Here is a 19,859-nt window from a genome sequence, read left to right on the forward strand (position 1 = left end):
ATAACCCTTGTGTGTCACTGGAATACACCTAGTTTGTTATAAAAATTTAACGTAGATTAAAAACTCTGTACTTAAACTGAACAATCATCGTCTAATGTTTTTGGTTTAAGCTATTTCTTAGGTTTTTACTTTCGAATAGCGGTTTTTTGAGTATTTATAAGCTAAACCCATACAGCGTAATAACGGAAAAAGAGCACGCTACACTGGTGGTAGCATGCTCTTTTTATACCGCATTTATATATCTTAGGCTACTTTAGTACTTTCTGTTTTGTCATTCATACAGTGATCACTTGCCTGCTTGATCTTTATCAAGATATCTTTTATTTCAAATGCTGTGAGGTAAAGTGGTACTGCATAGGTATCACTGACCTCTTTTGCAGCGGCTTTAACAATATTATCAAAATCACTGGTTTGTAAGCCATCAACAGTAGGGTCTATATTTAAGTCTGTAATTAGCTCACGTACTTGAGCGATTAGATAATCCGTTATTGCACTGTCAATACTGTCACTTCCAGCTGCTTGATCTGTGTTTACTATGCCTGTTTTTCTAGCCAATGCCGCCAGTCTTTTTTGGCTTGCTTGACGGTTCACATCCAAAACATAAGGCAACACAATAGCATTTGCACGACCATGAGGAATACGATAATACGCTCCTAACTGATGAGCAATCGCATGCACATAACCGAGACCAGCTTTATTAAAGGCAATACCACCATAATGAGCAGCCACACCCATCGCTTCTCTTGCTTTCAGGTCGCCACCGTCCTGATAAACTATCGGTAAGTACTGCATAACAGACTTGACCGCAGAGGCCGCATAATAGTCGGTCTCTACGCTAGCGTTCACACTCATCCATGCCTCTAACGCATGTGTCAGTACATCGATACCCGTATCAGCGGTAATATGAGCTGGCATGCCTTTCATAATAACCGGATCAATCGCAGCTGCTAATGGTACCATTCTAGGATCAATAGAGAGCGCCTTTTGATGTGTCTTGTCATCAGACACTACCGCACCGAGTGTGGCTTCTGAGCCAGTGCCCGCCGTCGTCGGCACACAGTACAGCGGAATGGCGGGTTTTCTTGCTTTGAGGATACCAATGAGCTGCTTAGGTTCGCAGCGATTACCCTGCGACATCGCCATCATTTTGGCAGCATCAATGACCGAACCGCCACCGATGGCGATGATTGCATCGCATTTTGCTGCTATAGACTGGCGTAGTCCTTCTTCGATGACTGCAAAAGTAGGATCTGGCGTAACACCATCATAGACATGATAGCTGATATTTTTTGCGTCTAGATAATCGGTGACTTTCGCAGGTATACCAAGCTTATTTAGTACCGCATCAGTGACAATAAAGACATTGGTGCTGCCTTCATTGATGAGCATATCGCACAGCTCATGACAGGAAGACTCACCGACGAACAGCATTGGTCTTCTGATCGAAATGACGTAAGAAAATGCCTTCAGCACTTTGGCGCGAGTCTTAGCAACGGCGACATACCCTGCATGTTGCAATCCAGTGCTACCTACTAATTTCGAAATACTATTTTGCTTCTTCATGGGTAAACAGTCCTTTTAATAATACCAAAATAGTAATAACAACCATTTTAATCAGCGACTAAAAGCCATTAGTAAAGTGACAGCACATCTATATAGTCAATCCTCTATAAATTGGATACGGTGTCAGTCTCGCTTAGTCTACGACTTGTAGTACTTTCACTCGGCTTCCTTGTATCCAAATTATATTGAACTAACTATAGTGTCAAAGCGTGCCTTAATATTTACGCTGAAAAAACGATGCTCTATCCTTAGTTTATCACTGCTATCCATATGATATCGCTATTAATATGAACTGCTACAGTCAATTCCATTTATGTCAGGTCTGATGTCACGACTAAGTGCTACTCGCCTGTAGTAAACGCCTGACATACGGATGTTGCGGATTATGAAAAATATCTTCAGTACTCCCTGACTCTACACACGCACCGTCTTTTAATACCATAATTTTTTGACATAGCGCCCGCACGACTTTTAGGTCATGGCTGATAAATACATAGCTAATTTGCAGTTTTTGCTGAATCTCACGTAGTAAATTAACCACTGTCACCTGCGTGGTACTGTCCAGCGCAGAAGTCGGTTCATCCAATATTAATAGACTTGGCTGCATGATAAGCGCCCGTGCGAGTGCCACACGTTGTCGCTGACCACCAGACAACTCATGCGGATAGCGCTGCGCAAACTCAGCTGATAAATGTACGGTAGCCAAACTATCAATGACTGCCTGCTGACGAGTGGCCTTATCGACACCTTGGACGAGCAACCCTTCTTCAACGATTTGCATCACTGTCATACGAGGATTGATACTGGCAAACGGATCTTGAAACACCATCTGAATCTGCGAGCGAAAAGTGCGTAGCTCACGTTTCGATAATGCCGCAATATCTTGCCCATTGACTATTATCTGTCCATCAACACGCGCCGTATTACCAAGTAACTGACTTAAAGCAAGCGCCGTCGTCGTTTTTCCAGAGCCGGATTCACCTACGATACCCAGTGCCTGTCCTTTATGCAGCGTTATATCTAGACTTTTAACCGCATCAAACCAACGCTTTGTACCGCCAAATAAGCTTTTTTCCATTGGGAACTGTACTTGTAACCTATTTACTTGCAATACCGTTGACGGCTCACTTTTATTATCATCCAATATAATTAACGCTTGACCAAAATCCTGCTGGATAAGCGTGCGGGTATACTCTGCTTTGGGCTGATTAAATACAGCGGCCGTTTGTCCTTGTTCAATCGTCTTTCCTTGGCTCATAACGATGACATCATCACTATAACGTCTGACCAAATTGAGATCATGACTGATAAGCACCATTGCCATATTATGCTGACGCTTTAGATCGTCTAACAGCTCAAGAATCTCATGTTGCAAGGTCACATCAAGTGCCGTAGTCGGCTCATCAGCGATTAAAATATCAGGCTGCTGTGCCAATGCCATCGCAATCATGACGCGCTGACGCTGACCACCTGATAGCTCATGCGGATAGCGATTCATCTTATCAGCAGGATCGGTAATATTAACATCGTCTAGCAAGGCGATACTTTGTTCGCGCCATTGCTTTTTAGGAATACCACTTAGGCGCAGTGACTCAGCAATTTGTTTAGCGACCGTATGTAGAGGATTAAGCGCAGTCATTGGCTCTTGAAATACCATGCCAATACGCTGCCCACGCACAGCACGTAGTGCCGTGTTCCGCCCTTTACCATTAGCTACCGGCAATGCTGTCATACCTGCTGAATCTGCCAGCTGTACCTTGCCTGTAACGGTTAAGCCATCTGGTAATAATCCCAGCAGCGCGAGACTGGCTATTGATTTACCAGAACCTGACTCACCAACGATAGCTAGGGTTTGCCCTTGCGTCAGCTCATAAGACAACTCATCCACCAAAGGCACGCCCCCATCGGTATGAATACTGAGCTTATCTACCGACAGTATGACTGTGTTTGTTGCCTGACCATTATTTTTATTTAATCGGTTATTTTTAGCAGTCGTCATTGTCATATTAAGAGCGCCTCGGATCAAATGCATCACGTAGCGCTTCGCCAACGAAGATGAGTAGCGATAAAATAAAGGTCAAACTGAAGAACCCAGATAAGGCCAGCCACGGTGCATCCAGATTATTTTTACCTTGTACCATTAGCTCACCAAGCGATGGTGAACCTGGCGGTAAACCGTATCCTAAAAAGTCTAGTGCCGTTAAGGCAATGATATTCGCCGTTAAAATAAAGGGCAATTGCGATAAACTTGAGGCCAAAGCATTCGGCAAAATGTGTCTCAGCATAATCTGGCTGTCCGACACACCAAGATTGCGAGCAGCTCGGATATAATCAAAGTTACGCGCGCGCAAAAACTCTGCCCGTACCAAACCCACCAGACCCATCCAGCCAAACAATAGCATCAGGGCAAACAGCATGGTGATACTTGGACTGAATAAGCTGACCAAAATAATAATCATAAACAGCTGAGGCATCCCGCCCCACACTTCCATAAAACGCTGCCCGATTAAATCAACCCAGCCACCGTAATAGCCTTGGATGGCACCGACAATGATACCTATCAATGCGCCTGCAAGTGTCAATGCCAAGCCAAATAGTAAAGACACTCGCAATCCATAAAGTATGCGTGCCAGTACGTCACGGCCTAAGTCATCCGTACCAAGCCAGTTTTGGGCGTTAGGTGCCGCTGGATAAGGAATGCCTAGCTCTACGTTGGGTGTCTGATCGGCAAAGGGAATCGGCGGCATAATATAAAAGCCCTGCTCATCAATCAATGCTTGCACCGCAGGATCTTTGTAATTGGTTTCGGTTTCAAACACACCACCAAAAGTCGTTTCAGGATAAGCCTTTATAACAGGAAAGTAATAGTCACCTTGATACTGCACCAGTAGCGGTTTGTCATTGGCAATCACATTGGATGCCATACAAATGGTAAATATCAGCGCAAAAACAAATAGCGAGATAACACCAAGGCGATTTTGGCGAAAACGGTTTAGGCGTGCCTGCCAGATAGGATTTAGCCGACGTTTTTTTGGCATAGAAACAGGAGAGTCAGATGAGGGTATTGAAGGTAATAGATGACTTGACATTAGCGCCCCTCAAAATCAATACGGGGATCAATCAAGTGATAACTTAAATCGCTGATTAATTGTAATAACAATCCCACCAAGGTAAAGATAAATAACGTACCAAAGATTACTGGATAATCGCGCTGTTGAATGGCTTCAAAGCCAAGCAAGCCCAAACCATCTAATTTGAAGATAATCTCAATCAGAAAGTTACCGGCAAAGAAAATACCAACGATAGCGGCTGGAATACCAGCGATAATGATTAACATAGCATTACGGAAAACATGCCCGTATAACACTTGCCGCTCTCCTAAACCTTTGGCACGAGCGGTAAGCACATATTGCTTGCCTAACTCTTCTAAAAAGCTAAATTTGGTCAAATAGGTCAAGCCAGCAAACCCACCGACCGTACTTGCCAATAAAGGCAATGCCAAATGCCAAAAATAATCTTTCACTTTTCCAAGAGCACTCAATTGGTCAAAGTTCTCGGAAGTTAGCCCTTGTAGTGGAAAGATATTCCAGTAGCTGCCACCCGCAAAGAACACCAGTAGTATGACGGCAAATACAAAGACGGGTATCGCATGACCGATAGCGAGCAGCATAGCCGTTGCTTTATCAATCCCAGAGCCATGATGCATGGCTTTATAGACCCCGAGTGGAATCGCTATCATATAAATTAGCAGCGTACTCCATAGCCCAAGCGAGATTGATACTGGTAGCTTCTCTACAATGAGGTCGGTTACTGTCTGACCTTTAAAAAACGACTCACCAAAATCTAGCTGGGCATAATTCTTTAGCATCAGCCAAAAACGTTCGGGGGCCGATTTATCAAAACCATATTGCGCATTAATCGCTGCCACCATCTCTTCAGATAGACCGCGCGTACCCTGATACGTGCTGTTATTGCTACCTGCACTGCCCGCACCAATATTACCAGCCAGCGCATTGTCTTTTGCGCCTTGTTCAATAAGCGCAAGCTGCTGCTCAACAGGACCGCCGGGGGCTGCTTGTACAATGACAAAGTTTGCGAGCAATATTAAAAATAGCGTCGGTAATATCAACAGTAATCTTTTTAAGATATAACGACCCATAACAGCAGCTTCCTAACATAACAAACATGACGATAGAGAAAACGAGCGGTGAACGCAGTTAGAAGTTATTTTTTAACTCACGTAAAGCAGCAAATACGGTCAAAGACTTATCATCGTTGATGCTCATTTTAGCCTTCACACCTGCTATCACACTGGGCTCTTGTGTACGTAAGAATACATTTACCATACGCTCATGCTCTAGGGTCACAGGTAATGTCGGCATACCTTGTGCGGTTTGCGCTTCTGCTTGTGCCAATGCTTGCTGCATTGCCTCATTGGCAGGCTCAATCGACAATCCAAAACGTAAGTTACTGGCCGTATATTCATGCGCAGGATATAGTAGCGTCTCAGCAGGTAGACCATTCAAACGCTTAAAGCTGTCATGCAATTGCTCAATCGTACCGGTAAATACACGTCCGCACCCTGCACTAAATAGCGTGTCACCACAGAAGCAATGCTTTCGCCCATCGATATCTAAAATATAGGCCACATGGCTCGCTGTATGACCAGACACATCCCAAACCTGTGCGGAGCAGCCCCATGCACTTACCGTACTGCCGTCTTTGATAGTTTGATCTTCATCGACATTATGCTCCGTATGCGCCACTAGGTGAGTCATCGGATAAGACTCTTGTAGCGCTGCGACGCCGCCGATGTGGTCATGATGATGATGCGTGGTCCAGATAGACGTCAGTTCTAGATTATTTTCTTCTAGGTAGGCAACGACAGGTTCAGCCTGACCTGGATCAATGACAATCGCTTGCTTATTGTTTTCATTAATCAATGTCCAGATATAATTGTCATTGAACGCTTTAATCGGGTGAATACAAATACTCATGGTAAATCCTTACGAATAGTTATCTCTGTTGCTTAATTTTTATCAGATGTTTTTGTGAAACGCTTCAACATTCAAAATTGTTGATTTTTACTTTTTTAAATAGGTATTAATACGAGCTTCTGCTGCTTTATCCGTCCACCAGTAGTCGATGCCGACAGCATTGGTAGGCAGTTTTTCTGTATGGCGGTATTGATTCCAGTAGGCGACATTGGTGCCTGACTTTCCATATAGTGGCACTAAATAATGACCAGCACGTAATAAGCGGTCTAGCACTTGGGTATATAGCACAATCTCTTCACGATTCTTAGCACGACCCAACTTGTCTATGACATCGTCGATTGCCACGTTTTTAATACCCGCTGTATTTCTATTACCTGCTTGGTCAGCTGCCGCGCCACCCCAAAAGCTGGCCTGTTCAGCGCCAGGAGATAAGCTCTGCGCAAATACATCCACCACCATATCATAATCAAAATTGCGCATACGCTCATAATATTGCGGGCCATCGACTTGACGCAAGGTCGTATCAAACCCTAAACGCTTCAAGTTGCGAATGTATGGCAACAGCACTCGTCCCATGGTTTCGCCTGTCATCAAAATCTCAATTTGAGCAAGCTGTCCATCAGGCTGATACAGCTTCATATCCTCATAATAGAAACCCGCATCTAGCAATAGCTGACGTGCCTCTAATAGCCCTTGACGATTAAAACCGCTACCATCAGTAGTAGGCAACTGCCATTCTGCCAATACAGCCTGACGTTGTATGGGTTCAAGCTTAGATAACAAAGGGGTTAGCACTTGCATCTCAGCAGTAGATGGCGTATTCGTGGCAGCAAGCTCAGAGCCATGAAAGAAGCTCTGTAAGCGCTCATATTGCCCATGAAATAAGGTTTTATTCATCCATTCAAAGTCATAAGCCACCGTCAATGCCTGACGAACACGAATATCTTGAAAGATTGGCCGACGCATATTCATCACCAGACCTTGCATCGGTACTGGATTTTGACTGCTTATCGTCTCTTTGTTAATCAGTCCTGCTTTTACCGCAGGGAAATTATAACCGGTTGCCCAGTTAGACGCTTTGTTCTCAGGGCGGAAGCGATATTGACCAGATTTAAAACCTTCAAACGCAATCTCATCACTTTGATAATACACAAACTTAATTATATCAAAGTTATAACGACCACGATTGACCATTAAATCACGTCCCCAGTAGTTGGAATCGCGTATATAGCTGACCGCTCGCCCTGCATCTACACGTCCGAGCTTATAAGGACCACTGCCCATCAATGGCGTTAGACTAATCTTCTCAAAATCAGCATCGATAGAGGATTTGGCAAAGATAGGAAACTGCCCGACCGTTAACAAGATTTCTTTATTCTCATCAGACACAAAGACAAACTTTACTCGTTGCTTATCCAGAACTTGAACGTCCTTAATATCACCCAAATAGCTGCGAATATACATCGGGCCTTTGTTCAATATCGCGTCAAAAGTGGCTTTGACATCATCGCTAGTGACTGGCGACCCATCCCAAAATCGTGCAGCAGGATTGATATGATAAATAATCCAACTGGTGTCATCAGGGTCATACGTCACCTTGCTTGCTAGCTGCGGATACATCGTAAAGGCTTCATTTAATGAGCCAGTCATCAAGGTATCATACAGATAGTCGGTACCAGCCATTGCCACACCAGTGGTCATCCATTTATTGGCAGCATTAAAAGTGCCACGCGCATCGAGCGAGAGCGTGCCGCCTATCGGTGCATTTGGATTGGCATAAGGCATGAATGTTGCGTCAATATAGTGAGTAGGACTGTTATGACCAAGCGCAGTCATGGTGATTGGCGCTGCGATACTGACAGGTATACAGCTCACTGCGGCAATTAGCATTATGGCTTTTAGCATGGTGTTTTTTATCATAATAAAGTTATAACAAGCCCTTTTGCCAAACTAATGAATATATTTAGAATTTAACTAGTGACTGCATGCTAATTGAAAACTCGCTAAGCATGATAAGTTGCACAAAATTTATCATAACAAACTTCAGTTTTTTAACCTAATGGTTTGCCATGCAAAATGTGTGGTATTACAAACCATTCATCTATCCACCAAGCAAACATGCTGATTTTAGACAAAAAAAGACGCAGCTCATAAAGTTGCGTCTTTTTTTCTAAAACTGGTGCTGATTTAAGCGTGCTTTTTTTCAAAGGCAATCATAAAATCAACCAGTTGCTGTACCCAGTCTAGTGATACGGCATTGTAGATACTGGCACGCATACCGTCCACATCACGGTGACCTTTTAGGTTCATCAAGCCTGCGGCGGCTGACTCTTCTAAAAACACTTTATCAAGACTGCTGTCTGCCAAGGTAAACGGCACATTCATAATAGAACGATGTTTAATGGCTACTGGATTGTTATAGAAATCGCTGTCATCAATCGTTTTATAAAGTAAGTCTGCTTTTTGCTGATTAATCTTGCCGATAGCAGCCACGCCGCCTTGCTCTTCTAACCAATCAAAGACCAGTCCTGCCAAGTACCAAGAATACGTTGCTGGCGTGTTTGACATAGACTCTTTTTCGGCTTGATGCTCGTAGTTCATTAGCAGCGGACACCACTCACTCGCCTGCCCTAATAGATCCTCACGAATAATCACAATAATCAGTCCTGCCGGACCAATATTCTTTTGTGCACCCGCATAAATCATCCCAAATTTAGAGACGTCAATTGGCTGTGACAAAATGCAAGAAGACATATCAACGATAATCGGCGCATCGACTGTTGGCGGCTCAAATATTTGCAAGCCATGAATGGTTTCATTAGCACAATAATGGAAATATGCCGCATTTTCACTTAATTGCCACTCACTTTGATCAGGCACATCGGTAAAGTTACTTTCTTTACCTGTTGCGACCACGTTAGTCTCGCCCAGACCCAGTTTGACATAGCGATCAGCTTCTTTGATGGCCTTGCCTGACCAAGCACCTGTCGTTAGATAATCTGCGCGCCCACCATTCAATAGGTTTAATGGAATCGCTGAAAACTGTAAGCTAGCGCCGCCTTGTAAAAACAGTACTTTATAATTATCTGGAATGTCCATCAACGAACGCAATTTCGCTTCAGCTTTTTCCGTAATAGCAATGTACTCTTTACTACGGTGACTTACTTCCATGACCGACATACCGCTTCCCTGCCAATCAAGCAACTCGTCTTGAGCGCGTGATAATACAGCAGTTGGTATCGTAGCAGGCCCCGCTGAAAAGTTAGGCACACGGTTAGGAGCGACGGTATTGATAGTTGATGTGGTGGTCATAGTCATTATCCTAAATATGATGAAATCATCGTTGTTTGTTGGAGCGTAAAAGTTGCCTATCAAAATCACTGTAAAAGTGACTTTCGTTGTTTTTATTTGCTAATGTCTGTTGTTTATGCCGATAGTTTATACAAGTAATTTATGACTACACCAATGGTCAGATGGCTTAACCTGATAACTTTTCCCACAGCTGGCGCTTTAAGCTGCTATCAGTGAGCATTTCATCTAACGTGGGCACAGCCGTAAGCGTCGGATGCTCAAGCCCTTCAGGCAATTCAGTCAATGCTACCACTTGTATTTCTTCACTGCGGCCAATTTTAAAGACATACCCAGCAAGACTGGCATTGGCAAGCTCTGCGGTATCCATTCCTTCACAAATAGGAAAAGAGGTGGTCTCACAATCGATGGATAACGCTTGGGTAATATTTTGCCATAGCTTTTGACTGTCATTATTGAGTGCTTGGATATCAACCAAAACTACCCAGTCGCCATAACGACCGCCTTGCAAATCAAATGGTGCTACTTTTTTAAAGCTATCATCGTTACTTATATGCGCAATAGGACTCTGCCCGATAGCAGCAATGGTTTGTTGGGCTATGTCGTTTACGAGGGATTTGACAGGTACATCACCTACAGCTTTGACGCTAGTATCAAAACTATAGGTGACAGGGCTTTGTTCGTTAGGTGATTCTAACTCTACATCACTAGCATCATGGTAATAGTTGCGCGTGGCGTCATCATCGATGGCCGCTGATACAGAATCAGCAAATGCTATATTTGACATCTCGATGCTCGCGGCATTATTACTTTGCTGCTCTATACTTGGTTGTTCAGTGTTAGTAACAGACGACACAGCCTGAGTAGGCGTATCAATTGTAGAATCAGAAATAGTAGGCGCAGAGATATCTGCCATATTGATAGTGGCGGAGCTTGGCTGCACCCACTGATTGATACCCATAATCGCTAAAATTTGACGCTGCTGCATACGATGTTGCAATACAATTAGCGGGTCTGCAATGTCACTCATACGTCTTTACTATCCTACTCATCTAAGATGGGTTTACAGAATATCTGTATTAAAAAATGTCAAATAACAACTTAAATCATGCAACTTCTAGCCAGCCCAATGCGTGTCAAACAATGCCTAAACACTTCGCTCAGTCATAGCATTCAGTCATAGCATTCAAAAGAGCTTTCGAACGCCTAGCCAACGCTCTGCTAACAGCATTAGGCAGTCATACTCATCTTGACTGACTATCGTATCGTGTAACATCACTGTATGCAATGTACTCAGCCATTGCTGGTAATTATTATAGGTGTAACTCTCACTATCCGTATCATTATAATCTATTTGATTGAGGCTCTGTTGTCTCTCTTGATAATTATCACGGCGTTTGGCATCTATTACAGACGACTCAACGGTGGATGCTATGAACACAGGCACAGTCTCTATTAATGCCAATAGCTGAATACTATTGAGGTTTTGAACAGTCAACAGCAACCACTGTAGATTGGCATCGCTAATGGCTGCTAAATCAATATCAATCAAGCGTGCATGGCGGCGCAAATCCACGATATAGTGGGCCACACTAGCATCGTTATAGTCAAGCATTGAACTATCTAGCGCTGATGTCATTTGGCCTTTGACATCTTTTGATAAACGATATGCTAGTAAAATTAGCAGCGTTCTCTTAACATCGTTCAGTCGAGTAAACACTTGACCTGAAGGATCAAGCTGGGCATATATACCCTTTGTGCCAACTCGCAATGTGTGCTGCCATGACTCATATTTTCGTATCTGTGACGGCTCATCACTTAGCACCGTAGATAGTACCGGTAACAGCTGTTGTAAATGCAGCGCTTGCCATAATGACAAAATAGAAGGCATCCAAGACGCATCACTTTTGGCATCAGCTGATGCTGACTGAATACTATGCGTAAGAAAATCTTTGTCCGCCATCTTATCTGCTAAGTCTATACTCAGATCAGCAGTTAGCTGGCCGTTAAAAAGTTCAGTGATACCTTGTTGATAGCGCATAAGCATCATACGACATTTTTTCTGCTGACTATAATATTGATAGCTTTCATTGCTATGGCTACTCTCATGCTTCAGACGTAGCTCTGCAATCACGCTTTCGGATAAATTATGCTGACTCAGATTTTTTATGGCAGTTGTGATTAGCGCACTGTCTAATCGTCGATCAATACTCGCTACGGTTTCTATCAATTTATGGTCGATGGCATGCGGTAGTATTTGCGCTTGGCGATGATCATCGGTTTTTTTGTTAGTAACTTCGTACCAAATGTCAGCCAAGTCATAAGTGCTTGTCGTTACTAGAGCTTGACCCTGATGACATAGCATCACCGCTTCAATCAAGGCCTGTGCTCCTAACGGGTGGTGACTGTGATTGAGCACATACTGTGGTAGCGAGACTTTTTCAATATCATTAATACTAATCAGCGCTGCCGATGGTAAATCGCTATCAGGTTTTGCCTGCCAAGGTTTTAACTGTTCATGGATATCCATATCTTGCGACGATACCTGCAATCGCCCATCAATGACGACATCTTCTGCTACAACGAAATCTAGCCCTTTCTCTTCTTTCTCTAATTCACTATTCAATGCTTGAGTAGAGAGTGATTCTGCGTGGGGTAATTGTTTGTTAGCATTTTCTTTTTTATCTATACTTAGGCTATTTATTTTTACCTTGCCCACGTCCCCGAGTCGACGCTGCTCATATATTTCTTTTATTTTTTGCTGATTAATGCATTTTTCTTTAGCAACTTGTACGGCAAACTTATGGTAAGCGTTGGCATTAATAGCACTCATACGCTCAGACAAACTGGGATGAGTCGCAAACCAAGAGACATCCCCTAGGTCTGTGCCACTACTGGCAAAGAAAAAATGACTGAGTCCATTGATATCAGTGATACCTGTCAAGCGTGAACCAAGTGAATCTTGGTGGATGGCTTTTAGTGTCTCCATAATCGCAGGAGAGCGCGTCAACTGCACACTAGTCGCGTCGGCAAGCAGTTCGCGCTCACGGTTGAAGCTATGTTTGATAAGTTGAGCACTGGCCATGCTCGAAAAGCTCAACCCATGTAACAACAATGTCCAAACGCTACGAGGCGCTTGGCGATCTACTACCGGTTTGTTTTGTAGCCATTTCGACTGACTTTTTGCGGTTGACTGTTGATTTTGTGATTGGCTCTGCCAGTACGCCACCCACTCACTGTGAGTGGTAAAGCTTGCGGTTTTCGCTTCCGTACTGCGAGCATGATTATCGATGGACTTCTGTGATAGATCGAGGTTTTGATTGACGGTATTATCAAAATAATTGCCATTACCGATAGGATCGCTCCAGTCATATAGTATCTGCAAGCCTGCCAACACTACCATCAGCTGCAGATTGAAGGTGGCATCGCCATGGAGGATATGACCATACTCATGGCCAATGAGCCCGTACAAAGCCTCATCAGACAACTTATCCAGTGCACCTTGCGTCACGACCAGCACCATATCCTGACTGTGCCGACCAGCCACAAAACCATTGATGCCCTGCTCATCAGGCAACACATACAAGATAGGCATACTTAAGCCTGATGCAATGGCCAACTGCTGCGCAATTTCATAATAGCGGCGGTAGACTGGTGGAAAGTCACGCTCATCACGCACCGCGATATGACGTGCACTATAGCGAACCTTTTGTACAGGCTCATGCTGATGAGCAACACCCTGACTGTGCTCCCAAGCGTCTTGGCTATGATCAATAAATAATCTAACAGCACCTACGCGCTGAGCAATGGCACGACCGCCCGCTTTTAGACGACGATACTCTAAAAAACTACCACCAGCGAAGCTGCCTAATGTCCAGATAATGACCAGTACTAACGCCCAATAATAAATGCCACCCGTAAATAATGTGAGCAACAGTGCCATGACACCGAGCGCCACTGCCATATGCGCAAATACAATGAGAAAAAATAGCCCGTAGAGCAATAGACTGCGCTGAGTACGTGTGCGCTGTTCACCAAAAAAATCCATCTACTTGTCTTACCTAAACTTTATATTGTCTAAATTTTAGATTATCTAAACATAGCCGAACGCATGTGAATATCAGCCCATATTGACAACGGGGGCTTGAGCAATCGCCTTTCTGTCTTCAAACACCAACTGACTTAATGGGCGAAAGCCAAAAGTCGTGCTAACTAGATTATTGGGAAATACTTCGCGATCGTTATTATAAAACATCACACTATCATTATAGTGTTGACGCGCAAAACCAATCCGATTCTCCGTATTGGTCAGCTCATCCATCAACTCTTTAATCATACTGTCTGCTTTTAGCTCAGGATACGCTTCCACGACAGCTGAGAACTGTCCTAATGCTTTGGACAGCATGCTCTCTGCTTTGGCAAATAAGGCCATATGTTCCAGTGAGTCTGGCTGATGTTTACTCGAGTCCTGCAAGCTTTGGGCATGATTACGCGCACTAATCACACGAGTAAGCGTTTCTTCTTCATGCGTCAAGTAACGCTTGGCCGTCTCAACGAGATTTGGAATCAAATCATGACGGCGTTTCAGCTGCACATCGATCTGAGCAAAACCATTTTTTGCTTGGTTACGGGCGCGTACCAATTTATTAAATATGGATACCCCAAATACAACTACCAACACCACAAAGGCAATAAACAGCCAGACAAACATCTTCATAATCAAATCCTAAAACGTTTCGTATTGATATTAAGGCCTGTTGCATACTCCACCATGGCACTAACAGCGACTATTGGTGAAGACTCAACACACTCTAATGTTACTAAAAAGTTAATACATTGTATTTTAACTCATATTAATCAATGAAGCTTCGAAATTGAATAAGAAATTAAAATATAAAATAGATAAAATTAACGCAAAAAAAAGCCCTTTACAATGAAGGGCTTAATACATAATACGAGTGTTTCTGACTGATTATAAAACCAATTATCAAATTTTAGGCAAAAAAAAGCGACTCCAAAAGCACATCCTCGGCACACACTGTGACTATTACCGTTGCTACCTTCCGGTCCTGGCGGGATTCATAGAACAATGTTGCGAGGCTACCAATGGAGCCACCAGTTGCAAATTATACAAGAATTTTTTAATTTTACAACCCCTATCGTAAAACTGTTTTTGTAAGGCAAAAAAATCAGTAACTTAGGTGACAAAATTATCACAGCATCGCGTCTGAATTTTGCTATGTTAGCCTATAAAGCTGAGCATGATGGATAGCAACTAACAAATAAAATGCACTGCTTTTAATAGAGAGAGACAGCGTTTAATGATAGCGTCTCTCTTTATCATTGATATAACTTACTGAGGAGATAGTGATGAAAACTACTTTACTAAACAAAGCAGCCCTAACGACTGGCTCTGCACTTCTATTAACCGCTATGATGGGTAGCGCGCATGCAGAACCAACTGGCTACGACCAGCTTACTTTTCAAACAGAAGTAAAAGAAGAAGTGCAAAATGATGAAGTACGAGCCAGCTTATACAAAAAAGCACAGGCAACTGACTCAAAAGCATTGGCCACTACGCTCAACACTTCTATCAACAATGCCATGAAAATCGCCAAACGCTATCCTAGCGTCACTGTCAGCACAGGACAGCAGCGCACTTACCCTAGTTATGATAAAAACAACAAAATCATAGGCTGGACAGGACAAGCCAATATAGATTTGAAGAGTACTGATTTTGCCGCGACCAGTCAGCTCATTGCTGATCTACAAGAAACGCTTGTCATGGAAAATCTCAGCTTTGGTGTGTCTGACACCAAAAAAGATGCGCTAGAACAGAAGCTAATGACAGATGCCTCCCGCGCGTTTCAACAACAAGCTAAAAACCTAACTAGCGCATGGAGTGCTCGCGGCTATCGTGTGGTGAACGTCAACCTAAATACAGGTAGTAACTACCCGCGTCCAATGTATAGCGCCATGAGCATGAAATCAGACTCACTTGAGTCAGTACCAAGCCAAAGCTTTGAGTCTGGCAACAGTACGATCTCAGTGACCGCAAATGGTACGATTGAGCTGACTAAATAAATCAACTTATACCAGCAGTTGGTTCGTTCATAAATTGAACTATTCATACTAAAAAGGCAAGCACCATTAGGGTGCTTGCCTTTTTTCTTAAGCTGTTATTTATGCTGTCGTTATTCATCATTCATCAATAAGACAAGCTCTAATCACTTTGACGTAACTTTAATAATAGTTTTTGGTACAACGATAGGTTCTGATAAGCCAACAGCTGCTCTGCCTTTCTTTTATTATCTTGCAAGGTTGTATTGTTTTGGATGACATAAACAGTTCGTGCTACTTGTTGCAGGGTTTTACCTTTCTCATTGGTCACAACTGCCGTGATACTGTGCGATCCTGGTAAAATATCTACCGTTGGGATGGAAGCATTAAGACCCTGTGCCACCTCATTACCATCCAAGTAAATACTCACGTTATCGCCTGCTTGTAAAGATGGCTTTACTTGTACATTTACAGCGATATTTTGGGCAGGACGACGATAAGCACGCTCTTCGCTTGGTTCAGTGATCGTAAGCTGATAATTGACCGCGGTTTTGACGGTTGAACTGTCAGCATCAGGTGTAATCGTCGTCTCTGTGCTGGCAGCTTGAGCAGTACTGCTAGACTGACCACTCGTATTGCTATTGTTACTTGAGTTAAGAGCATCACTTCTAGTCATGACACTGGTCTGACTGACTTGCTTATCCGCTTGCTGCTCATAATTCTGTGGACGATCGGTGAAGGTGACTTGACCCGTCTTTTCATCAACGACTTTATAAATAGCAGAGGCATTTGCTAAAGGGGCGTAGAGGCTGGCTGTGAAGACGAGCAAGCCTGTAAATAACATCTTATTTTTGGTATGACTGCGTATGGTCATGGCGGTCTGAATCAAACGGGAATGTTTTGAGAGTGAGTGCATAGTCAGTCAACCTAATAAGTGCGCGTATTTAACAAATATGATAGTACCATTATGGGGTATTTTTCAGCGAATAACACTAGGGCGTGTCTTCATTTTAAAAATGGTAATAAAAATGAGATAAATTGCAGTCAAACAAGGAAAATAGCGCAGATAATATCGAGATATTAGTCAGCTATTTGACGCCGTTTGGCAAGATTTAGCCATTTTTAACCCATTTAGATGACTATCGATTGAATTGAGGACACGCCCTAGAGCGTGTCTTCAATCTGAGTATTAAACATTGAAAGCTTCATAATAGTGCCTGTTGTTATAATCATGATGGCTGATTTAAGTAATCAGTATTTACTCTATTGGCGATATATTCCACGTTTCTATCAAATCCCATATTGCAGTATCAATTTCCTGCCAGTGTTGTAAGTTGCTAGGATGAAAGTACCATTCGACTTTGATGCCCCCATAGATAGGCTCGTATGAAATAGCTTTGATTTTCTCATCATTCCAAAATGAAAAAACTATGCCAGAGACTTGTGGATTAATAGAATTACCAAAGCAGTGTGGTATTCCAATATCATCTCTAGTACGGCAATGTAATCCATACTTTTCTGAAAGCTCTTTTTCGTATTTAGCCTTTACCTCTCTTTCTTCCTTTTCTGTTGCCTCTTTAGTTGTAAGACTAGCTTGATATGAGTTAATCACTACCTTCACCTGATCAGGATGATCTAAAGTATCATTAGACTCAACTACTCTATCCGACGCCTGCACTGTAGAACCATTAAGCATCAGATTAAACTCATATCTTCTGCCTGAGTGCTTAGAGATAGGCATGTCTCTTGCCTCTGACTCGCTTATCTTGTCAAATCCTATAGGCTGATAATCAATAGGAAATTGTCCAAGATAACGCTCATACTGTGGACGATAGAACTCGGCTTCCCCTCTTTTAGAGTGGTTTTCAAGAGAGTGCTCTCGCCTTTGTCCGACTTCAGCTTTTAAAATAAGATGATTATTAATCTTCCAAGTAACGATATCGCCCTCTTTATAAGGATCTTGCTTTTTATCTTGTTGCATACAACTTATTTGAAACAGTGACAAGGTTATTATTACTAAAGAGCTTAACGTTGAAAGCTTCATGGTAGTGCCTGTTGTTATAATTATGATGGCTGATTTTGGAAAATTGAGCGTTACGGCTAGTATTTGTTATCGACTATCCACTCTTAATCTCTTATTTTAAGATAATTATTGGTTTAAATTCCATAAAAAAACCAGCTAAGAATAACTTAGCTGGTTTCTATGAATCAAAATAACTGAGTGCTTTAGCGACTAATTAGCAGCTGTAGTACATGTCAAATTCAACAGGGTGTACAGTTACGTTCAGACGCTGTACTTCTTCTTCTTTCAATGCGATAAACGCTTCTAGCATGTCTTCAGTGAACACATCGCCTTTTAATAAGAAGTCATGATCGTCACGCAATGCTTGTAATGCGACGTCTAAGCTCTCTGCAACCGTTGGGATTTGTGCTTCTTCTTCTGGTGGCAAGTCATACAAGTTTTTGTCAGCAGCTTCACCTGGATGCATTTTGTTTTGGATACCGTCAAGGCCAGCCATCAGCAATGCAGCAAATGCTAAGTATGGGTTCGCTGTTGGATCAGGGAAACGGGCTTCTACACGTACCGCTTTAGGGCTGCTCACGTGTGGAATACGGATAGACGCTGAACGGTTAGATGCTGAATAAGCAAGTTTAATAGGCGCTTCATAATGTGGTACTAGGCGCTTATAGCTGTTGGTCGATGGGTTGGTAATTGCGTTCAAAGCACGAGCATGCTTGATGATACCACCAACGAAGAACAGAGCTGTTTCAGACAAACCAGCGTATTCATCACCAGCGAAGGTGTTTACGCCATCTTTAGCGATAGACATATGCACGTGCATACCTGAACCATTATCACCAACGATTGGCTTTGGCATAAAGGTAGCCGTTTTACCAAACTGATGCGCAACGTTATGAACAACATATTTCAACTGTTGAACTTCATCTGCCTTACGTACCATCGTGTTGAATGCTACGCCAATTTCAGACTGGCAAGACGCTACTTCGTGATGATGTACTTCAACTGAACCTGCACCAACGATGTCTTCGATACGCTCACACATAATTGAACGCATGTCTTGTGAGCTATCGATAGGTGGTACTGGGAAATAGCCGCCTTTGACACGTGGACGATGCGCCATGTTGCCCCACTCATACGTCTCGCCTGTTGACCATGCTGCTTCTTCAGCAGTGATTTTATGGCTAACACCAGACATATCAATTGACCACTTCACATCATCAAAGATGAAAAATTCAGGCTCAGGACCAAAATAAGCAGTATCACCAATACCAGTAGACTTTAAGTACTCTTCAGCACGGCGTGCGATAGAGCGTGGGTCACGATCATAACCTTGTAGCGTTGATGGCTCGATAATGTCACAAGTAACGACAACGGTAACTGAATCAAAGAACGGGTCAACAAAAGCAGTTTCTGGATCTGGGCGCAAGATCATATCTGAGGCTTCAATACCTTTCCAACCAGCAATAGATGAACCATCAAACATCTTGCCGTCTTCCATTACTTCTTCGTCAATGGTATGTGAAGGAAAGCTGATATGTTGTTCTTTACCACGGGTATCGGTAAAACGAAAGTCAACCCATTTAGCATTTGTTGATTTGATAAGGTCTAGTAATTTGTTCGACATAAATAATCTCCGTTGTGTTGATCACGTTATTGCGATTTAAAGTGACTGATGCAATTTACTGGTTCAAGAATATCAGCTGTGCTCTTAATACTAAATAGCGCCTTCAATATTATGCTTATTATCAGCACTGTCAATGTCTTTAGTCAAGACATCCTTATAATGCTTTTTCTCATTCTAACAACATATAACTCACAATAGTAAACTCTTCTAGCACTTATTAATAATTATTTTTGAGTCAATTTTTAGCCATAAATAATCATGAAAATAGTAATGCAAACGCTGT

General features: G+C 42.8%; 14 protein-coding genes and 1 other RNA gene. 1 reads left to right on the forward strand and 14 read right to left on the reverse strand.

Annotation, left to right across the window (positions count from 1 at the left end):
- Positions 1 to 243: 243 nt before the first annotated feature.
- From AAEY75_RS09500 to ffs, 11 genes are all read right to left on the reverse strand, one after another.
- Complete coding sequence (locus AAEY75_RS09500) at positions 244 to 1,563, reverse strand: iron-containing alcohol dehydrogenase (protein WP_352259462.1); 1,320 nt, start codon at positions 1,561 to 1,563, stop codon at positions 244 to 246.
- A gap of 334 nt (positions 1,564 to 1,897) precedes the next feature.
- A complete protein-coding gene (locus AAEY75_RS09505; protein ID WP_352259522.1) occupies positions 1,898 to 3,562 on the reverse strand; it encodes an ABC transporter ATP-binding protein in 1,665 nt (554 codons plus the stop codon).
- 7 nt (positions 3,563 to 3,569) lie between these two features.
- Entirely contained in the window at positions 3,570 to 4,601 is a 1,032-nt protein-coding gene (locus AAEY75_RS09510; protein ID WP_352259523.1) for an ABC transporter permease, read from the reverse strand.
- A 50-nt stretch (positions 4,602 to 4,651) separates the two neighbouring features.
- The gene (gene yejB, locus AAEY75_RS09515; protein ID WP_110923836.1) at positions 4,652 to 5,722 is read right to left on the reverse strand and encodes a microcin C ABC transporter permease YejB; all 1,071 of its coding nucleotides are present in this window, start codon (positions 5,720 to 5,722) and stop codon (positions 4,652 to 4,654) included.
- A 58-nt stretch (positions 5,723 to 5,780) separates the two neighbouring features.
- Positions 5,781 to 6,560, reverse strand: a complete 780-nt coding sequence (gene gloB / locus AAEY75_RS09520; protein WP_197217354.1) for a hydroxyacylglutathione hydrolase — start codon at positions 6,558 to 6,560, stop codon at positions 5,781 to 5,783.
- A gap of 87 nt (positions 6,561 to 6,647) precedes the next feature.
- On the reverse strand, positions 6,648 to 8,480 hold the full coding sequence (locus AAEY75_RS09525; RefSeq protein ID WP_352259463.1) for an extracellular solute-binding protein: 1,833 nt from the start codon (positions 8,478 to 8,480) through the stop codon (positions 6,648 to 6,650).
- 267 nt (positions 8,481 to 8,747) lie between these two features.
- Positions 8,748 to 9,872, reverse strand: coding sequence for a 3-phosphoserine/phosphohydroxythreonine transaminase (gene serC, locus AAEY75_RS09530; RefSeq protein WP_352259464.1), 1,125 nt, complete (start codon positions 9,870 to 9,872; stop codon positions 8,748 to 8,750).
- A gap of 166 nt (positions 9,873 to 10,038) precedes the next feature.
- The gene (locus AAEY75_RS09535) at positions 10,039 to 10,899 is read right to left on the reverse strand and encodes a hypothetical protein (RefSeq protein WP_352259465.1); all 861 of its coding nucleotides are present in this window, start codon (positions 10,897 to 10,899) and stop codon (positions 10,039 to 10,041) included.
- 156 nt (positions 10,900 to 11,055) lie between these two features.
- Complete coding sequence (locus AAEY75_RS09540) at positions 11,056 to 13,917, reverse strand: M48 family metalloprotease (protein WP_352259466.1); 2,862 nt, start codon at positions 13,915 to 13,917, stop codon at positions 11,056 to 11,058.
- Positions 13,918 to 13,989: 72 nt separating this feature from the next.
- Positions 13,990 to 14,586 (reverse strand): LemA family protein, encoded by a 597-nt coding sequence (locus AAEY75_RS09545; protein ID WP_110923829.1) that lies wholly within the window; start codon positions 14,584 to 14,586, stop codon positions 13,990 to 13,992.
- A gap of 295 nt (positions 14,587 to 14,881) precedes the next feature.
- An RNA gene (gene ffs, locus AAEY75_RS09550) (signal recognition particle sRNA small type) lies at positions 14,882 to 14,978 on the reverse strand.
- Positions 14,979 to 15,239: 261 nt separating this feature from the next.
- On the opposite strand from ffs, the gene AAEY75_RS09555 reads away from it, so the two are divergent.
- Positions 15,240 to 15,953, forward strand: a complete 714-nt coding sequence (locus AAEY75_RS09555) for an SIMPL domain-containing protein (RefSeq protein ID WP_197101422.1) — start codon at positions 15,240 to 15,242, stop codon at positions 15,951 to 15,953.
- A gap of 139 nt (positions 15,954 to 16,092) precedes the next feature.
- Here the strand turns inward: AAEY75_RS09555 and AAEY75_RS09560 are convergent, their stop codons facing one another.
- The 3 genes from AAEY75_RS09560 to glnA all read right to left on the reverse strand — a co-directional run bounded on the left by AAEY75_RS09560 (position 16,093) and on the right by glnA (position 19,576).
- On the reverse strand, positions 16,093 to 16,845 hold the full coding sequence (locus AAEY75_RS09560; RefSeq protein ID WP_197217365.1) for a DUF4124 domain-containing protein: 753 nt from the start codon (positions 16,843 to 16,845) through the stop codon (positions 16,093 to 16,095).
- Between the two features lie 342 nt (positions 16,846 to 17,187).
- Positions 17,188 to 17,973, reverse strand: a complete 786-nt coding sequence (locus tag AAEY75_RS09565; protein ID WP_197217366.1) for a hypothetical protein — start codon at positions 17,971 to 17,973, stop codon at positions 17,188 to 17,190.
- A gap of 193 nt (positions 17,974 to 18,166) precedes the next feature.
- Positions 18,167 to 19,576: a type I glutamate--ammonia ligase gene (gene glnA, locus AAEY75_RS09570; RefSeq protein WP_110923825.1), complete on the reverse strand. Its 1,410-nt coding sequence runs from the start codon at positions 19,574 to 19,576 to the stop codon at positions 18,167 to 18,169.
- Positions 19,577 to 19,859: the final 283 nt, after the last annotated feature.

Origin of the sequence: Psychrobacter sp. TB55-MNA-CIBAN-0194 (genome assembly GCF_040309505.1) — a bacterium.
GTDB classification, from domain to species: domain Bacteria; phylum Pseudomonadota; class Gammaproteobacteria; order Pseudomonadales; family Moraxellaceae; genus Psychrobacter; species Psychrobacter fozii.

What these genes read in the sequence shown, in the direction of transcription:
- AAEY75_RS09500 (WP_352259462.1), bottom strand. Translation starts at nt 1,563, where the DNA reads ATGAAGAAGCAAAATAGTATTTCGAAATTAGTAGGTAGCACTGGATTG.
- AAEY75_RS09505 (WP_352259522.1), bottom strand. Translation starts at nt 3,562, where the DNA reads ATGACGACTGCTAAAAATAACCGATTAAATAAAAATAATGGTCAGGCA.
- AAEY75_RS09510 (WP_352259523.1), bottom strand. Translation starts at nt 4,601, where the DNA reads ATGCCAAAAAAACGTCGGCTAAATCCTATCTGGCAGGCACGCCTAAAC.
- yejB (WP_110923836.1), bottom strand. Translation starts at nt 5,722, where the DNA reads ATGGGTCGTTATATCTTAAAAAGATTACTGTTGATATTACCGACGCTA.
- gloB (WP_197217354.1), bottom strand. Translation starts at nt 6,560, where the DNA reads ATGAGTATTTGTATTCACCCGATTAAAGCGTTCAATGACAATTATATC.
- AAEY75_RS09525 (WP_352259463.1), bottom strand. Translation starts at nt 8,480, where the DNA reads ATGATAAAAAACACCATGCTAAAAGCCATAATGCTAATTGCCGCAGTG.
- serC (WP_352259464.1), bottom strand. Translation starts at nt 9,872, where the DNA reads ATGACCACCACATCAACTATCAATACCGTCGCTCCTAACCGTGTGCCT.
- AAEY75_RS09535 (WP_352259465.1), bottom strand. Translation starts at nt 10,899, where the DNA reads ATGAGTGACATTGCAGACCCGCTAATTGTATTGCAACATCGTATGCAG.
- AAEY75_RS09540 (WP_352259466.1), bottom strand. Translation starts at nt 13,917, where the DNA reads ATGGATTTTTTTGGTGAACAGCGCACACGTACTCAGCGCAGTCTATTG.
- AAEY75_RS09545 (WP_110923829.1), bottom strand. Translation starts at nt 14,586, where the DNA reads ATGAAGATGTTTGTCTGGCTGTTTATTGCCTTTGTGGTGTTGGTAGTT.
- AAEY75_RS09555 (WP_197101422.1), top strand. Translation starts at nt 15,240, where the DNA reads ATGAAAACTACTTTACTAAACAAAGCAGCCCTAACGACTGGCTCTGCA.
- AAEY75_RS09560 (WP_197217365.1), bottom strand. Translation starts at nt 16,845, where the DNA reads ATGCACTCACTCTCAAAACATTCCCGTTTGATTCAGACCGCCATGACC.
- AAEY75_RS09565 (WP_197217366.1), bottom strand. Translation starts at nt 17,973, where the DNA reads ATGAAGCTTTCAACGTTAAGCTCTTTAGTAATAATAACCTTGTCACTG.
- glnA (WP_110923825.1), bottom strand. Translation starts at nt 19,576, where the DNA reads ATGTCGAACAAATTACTAGACCTTATCAAATCAACAAATGCTAAATGG.